Below are 15,646 nucleotides of genomic sequence, written 5' to 3' on the forward strand. Positions count from 1 at the left end.
ATGGATCAGATCACGAACCGCTTAATGATCTACTGGAACAAAGAATTTAGTGAAAATCTTGGCGTCTCGCATATTCTTGTTCTTGCTCATTTGAACCACAATGGAAAAAGCAGGCCTTCCGACATCGCCAAGGCGTTGGGCCTTACTCCCCCTACTCTCACTCACTTATCTGAAAAACTTGTAAAAAAGGAATTCGCCGTTCGCCTTATTGATGAAGAAGATCGCCGGATCATCTACCTGGAGATAACCAAAGAGGGTTTGAACATTTTAAATAAAGCTCAAGAAAAGGGAAAAGATCTGCGAACGAAACTGTTCGAGAAATTGACAGAGGACGAAAGACAATCATTATTGGCTACATATGATAAATTGAATCAGCTTTTGGATGAATTCGCCTAATGCATTTCGGCTATTTGGGCGAATGGATTAGGTCTATGACCGCTTCCTGGCAGTCTGCGAAACCCACTGAACGCATATCCCCAAACTTAGCAAGCTGATAAACAGCTGCCACAACCATCCCAATACGGGAATATTACAGAAAGCCGCGGCAATGAGACTGCCGATCAGAATCTTTTGCCAATCTGGCAGATGTTCCGCAAGCTTGAAGCTGTCACCCATCCTATAACCAATTGCCGCAACCCCCGGAATCAGCGGGATACAAGCGATCAGGAGCACAACCGGTACGAGCGGGATGCCGAAGACACTGAGCATCAGCAAGATCGACAGAGCAAGCAGCAGAAGTCCGGTGAAAAATCCAATGTACAGCGTACGTCCCATTTGCTTACTCGGAAAACGATCCAAAAAAGATTTCACTCGGTTTCGGAGAGCTATGCCGAAGAGCGTCGGGAGAAGGATAAGCAAGAGACTGCCGCCTAATTGCAGCAGCCACACGCCCAGGACAAGTCCGCTGCCAAGCAGCAGGCTGTTCTGAGTATCGCTGTCCAGTGAGAGACCATACACGTCGTCTCCAATAACAGCGCCTGGCGATTGGGTGACTTCTCCGCCCAGAACGAGCACCATCCCGTCAACCACTGCAGTGTCGGCTAGCAGCGCATTGCCGTTCACGACAACGACAATCCCCTTCACATGGCCTCGAATATCTGCGTCTCCGCCAACGATATATACATCGTCCACCGTTTGACCCGCAGGAACGGTCGTATGCTGATGCTCAAACAGACTCTTCGCCGATACTGTTCCCGGTATGAAAGCAATCAGCAGCGTCAGAGCAATGATGACAATCCATTTGTTACGCAACGCCTTACCTCCTTTCTTAACTTGTCGTTGTCCGTAGCAGCCGAAGCAGCGAAACCGCTGACAGCGTCAGCGCGGTCACCGAGAACAGAATTACAACGCCCATGAGCAGCGGCATTTCGGCAATCAGATGAGTCGATAAGAACAGCAGCGGCTTCATCAGTTTCACGGCTCCCGCGAACATTTTAATGTATAGTGCCCCCAATACTAGACCGATCACGGCAAAAAATGAAATCGCCGATAGCGCGAAGGAAAGTGTCCGTTTCACGACAGGAAGCGGATGAGCCTCTTTAGAAATATGAGCAGCAACCGAGGCTTCAAGGTCTTCACGCGGGCTCATCGACTCAAAAGCCGATAATAGCAGGTGCTGATTACTTAGCAGTTCATCCACCAGCATTCTGCATTCCGGACATTCCTTTAGATGGGACTCCACCAGCATCCGGTCTTCCTCGCCCAGCTCGCCGTCCAGGTATGCAGACAGTTGTTCTTCAGGATGCTTTTCCGGATGGTTACTCATTTCAGCCCTTCCTCCTTTAACTCATTACGCAGCGCCATCCGGGCCGCGAACAGCCTGGATTTCACCGTCCCTAGCGGCACATGCACCAGCTCTGCAATTTCATCATATCGGAACCCTTGTACATCATACAGCAGAAGAACCTCTCTGTGATCGACGCTGAGATGGCGGAGCGCTTCATCCAGAGATATCTTCAGCGATAAATTCCCAATGGGATCAGACCGCGAAGGGTCCGGGATCGTCTCATCCGGAGGCGGGGCTTCCGCATTGCGCGTCTTTCCTCTTTTTCTTAAATAGTCCTTGCAGAGATTGGAGACGATCCGGAACAACCAGGAAGTGAAGGCATAATCATGATCAAGTGCATCCAGCGAAAAATAGGCCTTCACAAATGCCTCCTGAGTCACGTCTTCAGCATCGGACCGGTCTCCGAGCATGCCGGCTGCATAGCGGTAGACTCTTCCTTTGTACCTGGTGACCAATTCCGAAAAAGCCACCTGGTCGCCGCTTCTTGCCCGGCGTATCAGTCGGTTCAGTTCTTCATCCACTTGCGTATTCACTCCTGCCGCATACACGGGTTAGTTCATTAAGGAATCTGTTCAACGGTTTGCAGCCTTCTCGTCACTTCCAGTAGGGTAATGTTGAGACTTACCCATACACCGCCAAAGACATAGCCCGCGGCGACATCGCTCGGGTACTGAACATGAAAGTAAATCCGGCTCAGACCCACGAGAAGGCAGATCAGTAGAACCGCTGCGAAGGCCAGCAGGCGCGTAGTATGACTAGAGGCATGCCGTACAAGCAGATAGGCAGAGAACCCGCAAACGATAAAGGTAGTCAACGTCTCAGTACTGGGGAATGTATTAAAAATTCTGTATCCTGCCAACACCGGTCCAGGCCGGTGAAACAGCGCTCGGAGACCGGTATCCAGCAATTCACCACCCAGTACGACCCATAGCAGAAACCCGAGTTCCAGCAGCCGGTCTTTGTTATGCAGCACAATGCGCAAAGACGCCAGCAGGATCACCGGACCGTAAAATACGGCTGTACCGAGCCGGGAGAACAGGTTCATCGCTCCTTTCCACTCGGGACCGAAGCCTGTCGTGATAAGGTAGGAAGCCAAATCGTCAAAGGTATCGAAATCCCGCGCCAGGAAGTCCTGAATCAAGCCCAGCATCAGTGATACGAAGCCGACGAAGGCAAGAAACGAAACCAAAACGAGAAACCGGACCTTGCCCAGCGAGTTGAAATGAAGCAGTGCATTACGCAGCAGCGACGCCGCCCATTTCAGCATTCTCGTCTTGTAGCGGCGAATTGCATAGACGGCCGCTGCCAGAAGCACCGAGCCAAGGCCGAAGATCAGCATATACCGGTTCACAGTGGAATGATAGACTTCCCATTTGGGGCCGAGCACTTTGCCAAGCGTGATAAACAGCCCTGTCCAGAACAGAGCCCCCGAATACGCATAGCCCGCGAAGCGGCGGAAGGGCATCTGCGTAACCCCGCAGAAATACCCTGTAATATGGCGGACGCCCGGTATGAAGTACGCGATAAAGAGCAGTTTATTCCCGTATCTGGCGAACCAGCGGGTCATGGACTCCATCTGGGCTCTCCGAGATGAACCTTGTGCCCATGCTTTAATACGAACGGCTTCCCGAGTCGGTAACCGATCCAGTAGGACAGGGTTATACCCGCCGAAACGCCCAGCGAAGCGACGGCTATGCTCATGCCCATATTCAACTTGCCTTCATAGACGAACAATCCGGCATAGCTCATCATCATTTCTCCCGGTAAAGGCAATGCCAGCATTTCCAGAAACAATGCCGTAAAGAGAATGCCATAACCATAATGCTGCAGAAGCATTGTTAAATGGAGCATTATGCACGCCTCCCTTCTTCTCATTATGAATCAATTGCGACTAAATGATTACCTAATTCGGGCTTGTCATGCATCCATTCATAGAATCATCTTAGAAAAAGACTCTGGTAAGCAATAAATTGTTCATTGTACGAAAAAATTTTTTGAGAAGCAGCAAAGACAAAGCAAAGACACCGGGCGCGTCAAGCCCAGTGTCCTGAGAAAATAAATGCTACGTACACCCCGATTAACGGTAGTTCATGGTCCAGTCACCAATATCACGGAAGCCGATCCGTTTGTAGATAGAGGCAGCCTTCGGATTGTCGTAGAAGAGGCACAAGGATTTGCCTTCTGTGTTAAGCTCGCTACACAAGGCGCTCACCACACCAGAAGCAAGCCCCTGCCCCCGGTAATCCGGATGGGTAGCGACGCTTATTACCATTGCCGACATCGAGTTCTCAGCAGTAGTTGAGGCTGTCGCGATCACTTTTCCCTCTCGTTCCACGAGGTAAGTTCGTCCCGTTCCAGTCTCGAGCGCCCGTCTTAAGCTGGATCTTGATCTCTCGGGATTGACCTCGAACTCCTCAATGATGTCGGTCAGCGAGCATACGGCCTCGACGTCCTCCAATTCCGCCCGCCGGATGACTGCGTCTCCCGGAGCAGCCGCAGACTCCCGGTTAACCTCTTTAAGCTCCGCAAAGAACATCTGCTTCCGCTTGCGAAACTCAAGGAAGGGAAAGAACAGTTCCACAAATTCCGAGCTTCCGGACAGCATCTCCATATGGGGATCACGCAGCATAATCTCAGCAAATCCCGCCGCGTCAAATGGACCCTGCGCGTACGGTAAATATCCACTTTCATAGCGCAGTAGCACTGCAGTCAGCGTCCCTTCGGCGCCAAAGTCGCCCCACAGCTCCTGAAAATGCTGATCGAATCCGAAGTTCTCCACATCCGAAATGAAAAACAGATTGCGTGCCGGCTCCTTTCCCAGCATGGCCAGCACTTCTTCACGATCTTCCGCCGAAAGCTTACGTATCATCTGATATCCTCTCTCTTCTGTTTGTATTATCCCGAATGAATCTACCATAACATGGAATACCCATCCGGTAAACGGAAGACTGGGATAGTCAATTCGATTTCGGGTTAGCTGTGCGCGGAATCCGGCCTAGCTGTGTGCGGTTTCTGGCTGCTTATTTGGCGGCGTGGAGTCAGCGGAATTGAACCCGTAGGCTGGCCGTTCATTCAGCATACGCAGCACTTCATTCACTACAGCACCGGCAGCGTCGTTCCTGGAGAGCTCTTGCATCTTCAGCTTCAGGGAGTCAAGGGCCGTATCGGAGTCCAAACGGCGCAGGCGGTCCATCAGCTCCTCTTCGTTGCCTGCTACAAAGATCGCCTCCCGGCTCTCCAGCGCTTTGGCGTTGCCAGCCTCCTGGCCCGGCAGCGGTTTATATACAATGACCGGCAGAGACAAGGCAAAAGCCTCCGTCAACGTCACGCCTCCCGCCTTGGTCAGCAGGCAGGAAGAGAGCGACATCAGTTCATGGATGTCATCTGTATAGCCGAGCACCCGAACACGGTCGCTGTCGCCGTACAGCTCCATCAGCGAGTGCTGAAGCTTGCGGTTGTTTCCGCAGAGGATCAGAAGATCCAGATCGGTCTCCCGGAGCACCCGTCTGATAAGGGCGCGAATCCGGCTCGTGACGCCATAGGCTCCCGCCGACAGCATCACATATTTCCGGTTCTGCCTCAGACCGTGTTTCCGGATCAATTCCATATGCTCCAGCGGATGCGTGAAAGCATCACGCACCGGGATCCCACTGACTTCGATCCGGTCACTGGAGACGCCAGCCTTCAGCATGTCGTCCTTGATGTAGTCAGCCGCGATAAAGTATTTGGCTGTTGTCGGATGTATCCATCTGCCATGAAGGCAGTAATCCGTCACCACTGTAAAGACCGGAGACCCTTCCCCTGGGCCGGCAGACAGTTGGGATGCTGCCAGATAAGGGAATGTATGAATAATGGCGTCCGGACGAAGCTCATCTAGAATCCGCCGAACCTTATGTCTCCCGAGGGAATGCAGCATCCGGCCGAACGGATATTCCGGCTTCATGCCGCTGGTCATGTTATAGAGAACGCCGTACACATGCGGCGCGTATTCGGAGCTCTTCAGATAGAACGCGCGGGACAGGCCGTTCAACAGCGGATGGACTTCCCCAAATAAATCCAAGACATGCACCTTGTCGATATTCCGGGAACGGAAAGACTGTTCGATCGCCTGAGCCACTTTGGCGTGGCCGCCGCCATACGCCGCCGATACAATTAGCACCACAGGATCGTGATTCATGGGAAGTCTCCTTTTTCAGGGATATATGAAGCCACCGCTTCCATAATCATTAAATACCCTTTAGTAATCCCAACTGCTAAAAGTATAATGCGCCTCACACCCAAAACATGAAAAACCTGCCGCAAAAGATATCGCGACAGGTTTTTTTCACCGGATATAATTGTCCAAAGCCTTGTTGAGGTCCTCCAGAACTCTGGATTCGTTGCCATGATGAACAGCTTTGACCACGCAGTTCTCCAAATGGTCCTTGAGAAGCAGCTTGGCCGCCTTGTCCAGCGCTTTCTGCACGGCGGCAATCTGCAGCAGCACCTCCGAGCAGTCCCTGTCGCCTGCGGTCATTTCTTTCACAGCCCGCACATGGCCTTCGATCTTCGCCAGTCGGTTGACGATCTGTTTCCGGTACTTGTGCTCATAATCGTCTTCATGTATGCCGGATTCATGCTCCATTACGGACACCCCTCCAGCCCGCTTCAGCAGGCCTGATTGTATGTCTTCATTATAGCAAGTGAAAGTCTAAAGGGAAAATGGTGGAACAACCCTTAGCTGTGAAAGCACTGATCCGGCACCCGGAGTATTATCGCAGCAGCCGAAGCCCGCTTAGAATGACGGCAAGCGTACTGCCTTCATGACCGACGACGCCGTAAGGAAGATTGATTCCGCCACCGAAGTTGGATATGACCAGAATGGCGATCACCGCCAGCGCAAAAGTAATGTTCTGGCGAATGACCCGGCGTGCTCTCTTGCCGAGTGACAGCGCATAAGGGATTTTCGAAATATCATCTGTCATCAGCACAACATTCGCCGTTTCAAGCGCGACATCCGTTCCCGCCGCCCCCATTGCAATGCCGACTGCCGAAGCCGCCATTGCGGGAGCGTCATTGACACCGTCGCCGACCATCGCGACTTTGCCATGTCTCTTGGTCAGCTCCCGGATCAGCACAAGCTTACCGTCCGGCATAAGGCCGGCATGCACTTCGTCCACTCCGGCTTCACGTCCGATCGCCTCGGCGGTCGCCTGCGCATCTCCGGTAAGCATAACGACATGCTTGTTCATGTCCTTAAGCTTCTTCACAGCGGCGCGGACGCCAGGCCGGAGCACATCCTGAACCGCCAGAAGCCCGGCAGGGGCTTGATCCGCTTCGACGAAAATGACGGTCTTTCCCTCAGCCTCAAGCCGCCCGGCCATGTTCACGATGTCTGGACTGAAGCGCTCTCCGGCGCTCTCCAGGAGCTCCATTCTGCCGATCCGGCAGCTTCGGCCTCCCACTCTGCCGCTAATCCCGAGTCCTAGTATCGCCTGCATGTCTTCGGCCGGTACTAGCGATAGCCCCGAGTCCTGGGCATATTTCACAATCGACCGTGCAATGGGATGCTCCGACAAATGCTCCAGGGAGGCAGCCAGAACCAGCAGTTCCTCTTTACTCATCCCTTCAGCGGGAACGACATCGGTCACCCTGGGTTTGCCTTCCGTCAGCGTGCCCGTCTTGTCGAAAGCCACAACATCCACCTCTGCCATCTGTTCCAGATGAACACCGCCCTTGAATAGCACTCCTTTGCGGGCGGCATTCGAAATGCCGGACAGAATGGCAGGCATGATGGAGGAGACGAGCGCGCAAGGAGATGCCACGACCAGAAAGATCATCGCTCTGTATACAGTAGTCTCCCAGGACCATCCCAGCAGAAGAGGCGGCAGCACCATCAGCAGCAGGGCGACGGCAACCACAATCTTTGCATAGATGCCCTCAAACCGTTCGACGAACAGCTGGCTCGGGGGCATCTCATTCTTGGCTTCCTGCACGAGGTGGATGATGCGGGCCAACAGCGTATCCTCCGCTCCTCGGTCCGTTTCAATGCGAAGCGCTCCCTGTCCGTTGATGGTTCCGGCGTAGACGGGATCTCCCGCTCCGAGATCGGCCGGTATCGATTCGCCTGTAATGGAAGATTGATCGACAGCCGAATGCCCCTCCAGAATATGCCCGTCACAGGGGATGCGTTCGCCCGGACGGACGAGCACGATATCTCCCTTTTGCAGAGCAGATGCCTTCACCCGCTGTTCACCGCCGTCTTTCAGGAGCACCGCTTCATCCGGACGGTATTTCAGTATCGACGCGATATCCTGATTGGTCTTCTCCATCGTGTAATCTTCCAGCGCACCGCTAAGGCAAAAGATGAAGATCAGAATCGCACCGTCCAGCCAATAGCCGATTCCTGCAGCGCCGAGCGCCGCAACGACCATAAGCAGGTCGACATCGAGATCCTTTTCCTTGACAAGCGTCTCAAGTCCTTCCCATGCCTTGCGGTAGCCGCCGATCGCATACGCCAGAATGAAGAACACAAGCTCCCCGCCAGTCTGCCCGCTTCTGCCCATGTACCAGGCGATCCCGATACACAAGAGACAGATACCCGCGATCAACAAGCCGCCATGCTGCTCCCATAGCGACCTGAGCGGTTTTCCTTCCGCTTTCTCATTTCCCAACATGACTTGTCCCATCGTCATCCTCCTCCAGGATTTTCTCAAATAGTGAGAACCGTTCTCAAAATTTTATCCCCCTGGGGGGGTTCCTGTAAATAGAGGATGTCAGGTTATTTGTGACAAAATGTAGGTTTTATGCTATACCTCGGCGGCAACTCCGAAATGGTCGGATACGACCTCGCCTCTTTTCCCGTTCATGACAACCAGACAGGATTTAGCCTGAAGCGGGCGGTTGGCAAAAATATAGTCGATGCGCAGCTTGCTCTCGTTATCATCCCAGCCCTTGATTGCTTTAGTCACCGTTGCGCCTTCGTCGCGTTCGGCAGCGGATTCATAGAGATCGGTCCAGCCCCGTTCCACTACATAGTCATAGCCTTCTCCCCGAATCTCTGCCACATTGTTAAAATCCCCCATTATGTATACCGGCAATTCCTTCAGCGTATCGAGCTTGTCCTGCACGCAATCCCATTGGCCCTTGAAAGGCTCCTCATCCTGCCACCAGCCGAAATGGCCGCATACCCACCAATGCTCTTCCCCGCCCGCTTCCGTCTTGACCCCGACGATTTTCCGGGTGCGATAATTCTCATAATCGGTAATCCGGGAGACATACATTTCAAAGACATCTAGGATAGGAGCGCGGGTCAGGATGGCAAGACCTTCATCGAATTTTTGAAAACCTTGATGAACCGGTATCCAGGTCCAGTGATATGGCAGCCTTAGCTGCTGCAGCAGAACGTACGCATAGTTGTCTTCCCGGATAACGGTCTCTTCCTCTGCTGGAACAAATCCTGTCAGCTTCTCATTCGAGAGAATCGCTCCATCCTTGGACTGGTTCACCTCCTGCAGGGCGATCACATCAAATTCCGATTTATTGATAAAATCAGCCAGAGCCGCAATCTTTGCGAGCTGATCCTCTTCCATCCAGGCATGGGTGTTCAATGTCATGATTTTCATCGTTCATTCTCCTATCTGCTCACTAATTGTAAAACTCCGCCTCATTTTCATGGACATTATACTTCTTTTCATCTTTCTTTCCAAACCTGATTTGATCGAAAAACCCACTAATTAATCTGATTAATCTCTAATCATTAATCCATTTGATCTTTAATGTTATTAATTTAAAAAACGGCTGTCCAGACGCCCTTTTCAGAGCCTGAACCGCCGTTCCCGGAATAAAAAAATGAAAAGTCCTGTCGATTAAGATCGCTCCGACATAAGGTGCGACGACCAGATCAGAAAGGCGATCAGCACCAGCCCACCGCCTGTTCCGCACACTCCGATCCAGCCCCATGCATGCCAAGCATAGCTGCCGGCGGTCGTTCCGATCGAGCCACCTGCAAATGAGGCTTCCGAGAGAAGCGAGAAGCTGTCCGTATGACGCCGTTGTCTCCGGCCGTGCGACCGGCAGCACCCTGCGGAGCAGAAGCGAGCCCCTGAGGACCGGCAATTCGCGCTTATGAAGCTGATCTCAATACTCTCCGATTTCCGGATGCCGTTCATGAAGAAACGAAGTCACCGCCGCTTCTGCTTCATCCAGATTCCGGACTGTGAACGCGACTCTCTCAGAAGCGCCGTACTGCTCGGAGGTAAAACCATACTTTGGATCGTAATAATACTCCAGCAGCAGCAGAATGGCCTGGTGGAAATCGCCCGAGGTCAGGCTTCGGTCGATTTCCGCCGCGACCGGCACGTGTATCCGAGATTTGATCCGCCGGAATGCGGTCAGCAGCTCTTCCTGATGCTCCTGCGGCCGGTAATCTTCTATGATTTGCTTAACCCTGGCCTCGATCGGCATTTCGATCCAGAGCTGGGTCCCGGTTTCTTTTTGCAAACCCATAAATGACGGCATTACAACCTTGCCAATTCGCATACTCTCCGCTTCAAAGAGCATGTACGGTGATGATTCCAGTGTCAGCAGCTTCTCGAGCAACAGGCTGTCAAAAGTCTTCTGGTTGTTGGCCGACAGTCCGACATGCCCGAAGATCGAACCGCGATGTCCGGCCATGCCTTCGAGATCGATTACCGGGTAACGTTTCTCCTCGAGGCGTTTCAGCAGGTTTGTTTTTCCGGTGCCGGTATTGCCGTGAACAAAGTAGGAATGCGGTCTGAACTCGTAAGACTCCAGCGAGTCGGTTACCCATTTCCGGTAAGCCTTATAGCCGCCCTGAAGGCGGTAAACGTGAATATCCATAAGGGACAGCACAGTGGCGGTCGTACGGCTGCGCATGCCGCCTCTCCAGCAGAACACGGCTTTGCTGCCCGGAATTTCTCCGAAACGGTGAATGAAGGCAGGAAGCTTGGCGGAGACGATCTGAAGCCCTCTTTCCTTCGCTGCCTGAACGCTGGTCTGCGTATAGAGTGTCCCTACCTCCGCCCGTTCCGCATCATCGAATAGAGGTATGTTAATACTGAAGGGAAGCGTCGAATTGTTGAATTCGGATGGAGAACGCACATCGATAACGGTGATCTGCTTCTTCTCCTGAAGCGCCCGAAGCTCTTCGAGCGAAATGTCCTGAAACACTGTCCTCTCTCCTCTGCACCTTGCCTAGATGACCGTAATGATGCCCGGATGCTCGTCCGTCACTTCACCGATCTCCGCCGCTTCTACACCTGCCGCCAGCAGATCGTCGAGAAGCTGTCTGCTCTCGTCAGCTCCGATGGAGATCAGGAGTCCGCCAGAGGTAACCGCGTCACAGAGTATGTAGCGGCCGATTTGATCGAGCGAATCCGGGAACACAACCGAACCCTCCAGATGGGCAAAATTGTTGCGCGTGCCGCCCGGAACAAAGCCCTGCTCCGCTAGCTCGCGGACTCTTGGCAGCACAGGTACGTCATCCTTGCGGATTATGAGTCCGAACCCGCTTCCTTTTGCCATTTCGGAGGCATGTCCAAGCAGACCGAAGCCCGTTACATCCGTGCAGGCATGCACGTCATAGGAGTCCATCACATCGGCAGCCGTTTTGTTCAGCGTGGACATTACGGCGGTCAATCGGGCTGTCTCCTCAGGCGATAGCTGGTCTTTCTTGATGGAGGTCGTCAGAATGCCGACGCCGATCGGCTTGGTCAGAATAAGCTTGTCCCCCGGGCGGGCGGAGGCATTGGTCCGAACCTTATCGGGATGCACAAGACCTGTAACGGCAAGACCGAATTTCGGCTCTTTATCATCGATGGAATGACCGCCGACCAGCGTTGCACCCGCTTCGCTTACTTTATCCGCGGCACCGCGGAGGATATCGGCCAGAATGCTTTTGTCCAGGGTGGAGATCGGAAAGGCCACGATATTAAGAACGGTAAGCGGCTTCCCTCCCATGGCGTAAATATCGCTCAGCGCGTTGGCTGCGGCGATCTGTCCGAAGGAATACGGATCATCCACGATCGGCGTGAAGAAATCGACTGTCTGCACAAGGGCAAGGTCATCCGTCAGCTTGTATACACCTGCGTCATCGCTGGTGTCGAGACCGACAAGCAGGTTCGGATTCGGCACCGGCTTCGGGAGTGTTCGGATCACCTGCATCAAATCGGCGGGCCCGATTTTGCAGCCGCAGCCGCCCTTGCTGGACAGCGCCGTCAGTTTAATGGAATCGGCTTGAGACATCTAAGACTCAGCTCCTTTTTTTTTATAAAATGGCGTTCCCAGACGTTACGGCAGTATCAAATTTATTACATCAACAGAACGGATGAAAATGACAGCTATTCCTCCATCCAGCGCTTCGTCATTTCCTTGAACCCGGGAACGTCCAGCCCGTCTACCGTAAAGGCGCTGCGCAGAAGGTCCGGCGGAATCCACTCGTCATATTTGCCGAGATAAGGCGCCTCGCCCTGCGCCAAGAGGCCATAGGGGTCCAAGTCTCCATTGCCTTCGTCCAGAATGGCTGATTCAAGCAAGTCGGCATCCGCCTTGCCGGCGACCACCATGTAATACGGCTCCATGGGCACAACAGAACGAAGACCGAGCGGTATTGTCAATTTATGCTTCAACAGCCTCTCCAGCGTACGGAACGTCCGGCTTCCCGCCCAAGGCATAATGAACAGCGAATCTCCCCCTGCCGGGAGCACGGAACGCAGCAGCAGGCCGCTCTCCCGCGCCAGCCGGCGGGCTCTTTCGAGACGGGCAGCCGCATTAGGCGCCAGATACGGATAGATCGTCTGATCGTTCAGGATCTCGCGGATCTTGGTCATGATGCGGGTATGAATCTCCCCGCCCCCACCGACCCAGAGCGTGTCCACCTTGCCGCGCGAAGACTTGACGTAAATCGCCTTATGCCGGTTGTCGATCTCTTCCACCTTCCACAGCTTGCCGGCCAGGGTGAAGCAGTATCCAGGAGGCGGAACGGTCGTGATCGAGCCGATTTCTTCAGTGCCGTTATAGACGACATGCTCTTCATCATCCTTGAAGACAGCCAGAAACCGGAAATTGTTCACAATCTTCTCGCCAGCCAGCCCGACAATCAGGCCGCCTTCTTCCATTTGCTCGATTTGGCCCATCGACAGCATATGCTCCATGAAGGCATCGTAATGGCCTTCAGGAATGGAGCGGAATGACGGAAGCGTCAGAACCGCATGCTTCAAATCCTCCGGATCGGCTTCGCCCATGCTCTTGAGGATGCTCATGGTCTGATGGTACAGCAAGCCGACCGGCATCTGCCGGACGGTAAGCGGCTCCACCCATTTCTCGCGGGCATACAGCTCGATGACGGCGATCGCGCGGAGCAGGGTCCAGGGCATGCGCGCGGGTAGCTGCGCCTCCTCGTCTTCCTCCTCCGGGGTGACGAACATCATCTCGGCCGCCGCTCCTTCCCGGCGGCCGGAACGCCCGAGCCGCTGCACGAAGCTCGCGCAGCTGTAGGGCGCTCCGAGCTGGACGACGCGCTCCAGTGCGCCGAGATCGATGCCGAGCTCCAGCGTCAGCGTCGCGGCAGTGACGGCCGGACCCGGGCCTTCGCGAAGAGCCGCCTCGGCCTCCTCCCGCAGCATGGAGGAGATGCTGCCGTGATGGACGTGGAAGACGTCCTTATCCTGGCGCTTCGCCGCTATACGGCGCATCTCCAGGATAGCGGTCTCCGCGTCAGTCCGGCTGTTCGTGAAGACGAGCGCTTTTTTCATCCGGGTATGGTCGTAGATGTAATCGTAATAAGCCTTGCGGGCAAGGTCCAGCTGTTCCGCCTGCTTCTCATCCCGCGCATCCGGGAACGAGAAATGCTCAACGCTGAGCCGCAGCTTCCGGCCCCCCTGGGGAGCCGAGACTTGTACCCGTTCCCGGGTGCCCGCGGCAAGCCAATTCATGGCGGTCTTGTAGTCGCTGAGCGTCGCCGACAGCCCGATCCGTCTTGGCGAGCAGCCCGCCATCCGGTTGATTCGGCTTAAGAGGCTCAGTACCTGGATGCCCCGGTCCGCGCCCATGAAGGCATGCACCTCGTCGATTACGACGAAGCGCAGGTCGCCGAACAGCGCCGGGATCGCATTCGGCCGGTTCATCAGCAGGCCTTCCAAAGATTCAGGCGTAATCTGCAGAACGCCCGACGGCTTCTGCATCAGCTTCATCTTCTCAGCCTGGGGCACATCGCCGTGCCAATGCCATACCGGGATTCCGCCCTCCACTAGCAAATCGTTCAATCTGGTGAACTGGTCATTGATCAAGGCCTTCAGCGGCGCAATATACAGAATCCCGACCGAAGTCGAGGGACGATCATGGAGATCGGTCAAGGCAGGAAAAAAAGCCGCCTCCGTCTTCCCCGACGCGGTTCCCGAGGCGATCAGCAGGTGGTCCGGCGATTCCAGCAGCACCCGGCAGGCATCCACCTGCGCCTCCCGCAGAGTCTCCCATTTATTTCGGTAGATGAATTCCTTGATAAATGGGGCCAGCTTGTAGAACGGGTTATCGCTCATAGCTCGAACTCCGCCAGCAGATCGTCTACAGAAGACCCGGATTGTTCCCCGCCTTCGGCCTGCTTCCGCTCACCTACAAGGCTTTCGAACGTTGTCCCGGGACTCCCTTGCAGCGTATGCAGCAGATCCATAAAGTCCCGGACCAGCTCCCGGGGGGTCAACAGCTCGTCCGCTCCAAGGCGCGAGGAAGCCTCCTGCATGAAGTGAAGAAGCTGATCGTCCGTCAGCTGCGGCGTATACTCATAGTGCATGGCGTGAATATCCCGCAGCTTCTGAAGGAGGACGAGAATCTCTTCGGACGACAGCATCTCCAGCGGAATGATCGGTCCGGAGAAATTATTCGACGCAGCGTTCCCGTAGCGTCCTGCCGCTAGACGGGACCGCAGTGCTTCATAGCTAAAGAGACCTCTGCGGTGGTCCTCGACGAACTGCGGCGTTCCGCCGATGAAGATGCCCAGATGCTCCGCCTTGCCCTGCATCGTATCGTTGAACATGGTGAGCAGCTTCTCATAATTGCTTTGCCTCGACACACTGTTGGTAATTTTGTACAGATTAACGCCTTCGTCAATGAACAGCAGCAAGCCCTTGTAGCCGATGGCGGCGGTAAATTCCGCCCACAGCTTCATATAATCGTACCAGTTGTCGTCATCGATAATGACGCCCACGCCCAGCGCATTCCGGGATTCCGTACGGGTCGCGAACTCGCCGCGCAGCCAGCGGAGGGCGTCCTGCTTGAGATCCTCGTTCCCCAGCTTATGGCCGTTCCAGTATGAGGCGAGTACCTTGGCGAAGTCAAAACCGTGAACCAGGCTTCTCATTTCCGAGGTTACGGCGAAGATTTCCTTCTCGACCTCGGAGATCATCTCAGGCTGCCCCGGGTCCATCCCCTGCTCGCGCATCAGCTTCTGTTGAAGCCCCGATATCCATTTCTGCAAGATCGTCTCCAGCGCTCCGCCGTCCGGCCGGGTTCGCGTTGACAAGTGGCTGAGCAGCTCCCGATAAGTAGCCAGCCCCTGGCCTTTGGTCCCAACCAGCCTGCGTTCAGGCGACAAATCAGCATCGGCGACCGCAAATCCCCGATCCATCGCATAGTTGCGGATCGTCTGGAGCAGGAAGCTCTTGCCGCTGCCGTATCGGCCTGTAATCAGCTTGAATCCGGCTCCGCCCTCGGCGATATTGTTCAGTTCCCTTAAGATCGCTTCGATCTCCGCGCGCCGTCCGACCGCGACATGCTCCAGTCCGATTCGGGGCACTACACCGGCCGTCAGCGAGTTGATAAGCGCGGTGGTCATTCTCTTCGGTATTTTCCATTCATTCATGCCTT

Annotated in this window: 16 protein-coding genes; 1 reads left to right on the top strand and 15 read right to left on the bottom strand. The window is 54.5% G+C overall.

What is annotated here, in order from left to right; genetic code table 11:
* Complete coding sequence (locus PSTEL_RS14225) at positions 1-396, top strand: MarR family winged helix-turn-helix transcriptional regulator (RefSeq protein ID WP_342666504.1); 396 nt, start codon at positions 1-3, stop codon at positions 394-396.
* A gap of 33 nt (positions 397-429) precedes the next feature.
* On the opposite strand, the gene PSTEL_RS14230 is transcribed toward PSTEL_RS14225, so the two are convergent.
* The 15 genes from PSTEL_RS14230 to PSTEL_RS14295 all read right to left on the bottom strand — a co-directional run bounded on the left by PSTEL_RS14230 (position 430) and on the right by PSTEL_RS14295 (position 15,641).
* Positions 430-1,251 carry a hypothetical protein gene (locus PSTEL_RS14230; protein WP_038696234.1) on the bottom strand — a complete coding sequence of 274 codons (822 nt, stop codon included), beginning with the start codon at positions 1,249-1,251 and terminating at the stop codon, positions 430-432.
* Between the two features lie 16 nt (positions 1,252-1,267).
* Complete coding sequence (locus PSTEL_RS14235) at positions 1,268-1,765, bottom strand: anti-sigma factor family protein (RefSeq protein ID WP_038696236.1); 498 nt, start codon at positions 1,763-1,765, stop codon at positions 1,268-1,270.
* The gene (locus PSTEL_RS14240; protein WP_038696238.1) at positions 1,762-2,307 is read right to left on the bottom strand and encodes an RNA polymerase sigma factor; all 546 of its coding nucleotides are present in this window, start codon (positions 2,305-2,307) and stop codon (positions 1,762-1,764) included. The genes PSTEL_RS14235 and PSTEL_RS14240 overlap by 4 nt, the downstream gene beginning before the upstream one ends.
* A gap of 38 nt (positions 2,308-2,345) precedes the next feature.
* Entirely contained in the window at positions 2,346-3,362 is a 1,017-nt protein-coding gene (locus PSTEL_RS14245) for a VTT domain-containing protein (protein WP_218917547.1), read from the bottom strand.
* Positions 3,350-3,637, bottom strand: coding sequence for a DedA family protein (locus tag PSTEL_RS28170; protein WP_218917548.1), 288 nt, complete (start codon positions 3,635-3,637; stop codon positions 3,350-3,352). The genes PSTEL_RS14245 and PSTEL_RS28170 overlap by 13 nt, the downstream gene beginning before the upstream one ends.
* 226 nt (positions 3,638-3,863) lie before the next feature.
* Positions 3,864-4,655 (bottom strand): GNAT family N-acetyltransferase, encoded by a 792-nt coding sequence (locus PSTEL_RS14250; RefSeq protein ID WP_038696240.1) that lies wholly within the window; start codon positions 4,653-4,655, stop codon positions 3,864-3,866.
* Positions 4,656-4,781: 126 nt separating this feature from the next.
* On the bottom strand, positions 4,782-5,963 hold the full coding sequence (locus PSTEL_RS14255) for an MGDG synthase family glycosyltransferase (protein ID WP_038696242.1): 1,182 nt from the start codon (positions 5,961-5,963) through the stop codon (positions 4,782-4,784).
* 147 nt (positions 5,964-6,110) lie between these two features.
* Entirely contained in the window at positions 6,111-6,410 is a 300-nt protein-coding gene (locus PSTEL_RS14260; protein WP_038696244.1) for a metal-sensing transcriptional repressor, read from the bottom strand.
* A gap of 127 nt (positions 6,411-6,537) precedes the next feature.
* Positions 6,538-8,454: a heavy metal translocating P-type ATPase gene (locus tag PSTEL_RS14265; protein WP_084065088.1), complete on the bottom strand. Its 1,917-nt coding sequence runs from the start codon at positions 8,452-8,454 to the stop codon at positions 6,538-6,540.
* Positions 8,455-8,574: 120 nt separating this feature from the next.
* Entirely contained in the window at positions 8,575-9,390 is an 816-nt protein-coding gene (locus PSTEL_RS14270) for an endonuclease/exonuclease/phosphatase family protein (RefSeq protein WP_038696246.1), read from the bottom strand.
* Positions 9,391-9,633: 243 nt separating this feature from the next.
* Entirely contained in the window at positions 9,634-9,936 is a 303-nt protein-coding gene (locus PSTEL_RS14275) for a hypothetical protein (RefSeq protein ID WP_038696248.1), read from the bottom strand.
* A complete protein-coding gene (gene mnmH, locus PSTEL_RS14280; protein ID WP_038696250.1) occupies positions 9,905-10,957 on the bottom strand; it encodes a tRNA 2-selenouridine(34) synthase MnmH in 1,053 nt (350 codons plus the stop codon). Before mnmH ends, PSTEL_RS14275 begins: the two co-directional genes overlap by 32 nt.
* Before the next feature lie 24 nt (positions 10,958-10,981).
* Positions 10,982-12,031, bottom strand: a complete 1,050-nt coding sequence (selD, locus tag PSTEL_RS14285) for a selenide, water dikinase SelD (RefSeq protein ID WP_038696252.1) — start codon at positions 12,029-12,031, stop codon at positions 10,982-10,984.
* Between the two features lie 95 nt (positions 12,032-12,126).
* Positions 12,127-14,322, bottom strand: coding sequence for a DEAD/DEAH box helicase (locus PSTEL_RS14290; RefSeq protein WP_038696254.1), 2,196 nt, complete (start codon positions 14,320-14,322; stop codon positions 12,127-12,129).
* Positions 14,319-15,641: an ATP-binding protein gene (locus PSTEL_RS14295; RefSeq protein ID WP_038696256.1), complete on the bottom strand. Its 1,323-nt coding sequence runs from the start codon at positions 15,639-15,641 to the stop codon at positions 14,319-14,321. Before PSTEL_RS14295 ends, PSTEL_RS14290 begins: the two co-directional genes overlap by 4 nt.
* Positions 15,642-15,646 lie beyond the last annotated feature (5 nt).

The organism is Paenibacillus stellifer (assembly GCF_000758685.1).
Taxonomy (GTDB): Bacteria; Bacillota; Bacilli; order Paenibacillales; family Paenibacillaceae; genus Paenibacillus_AQ; species Paenibacillus_AQ stellifer.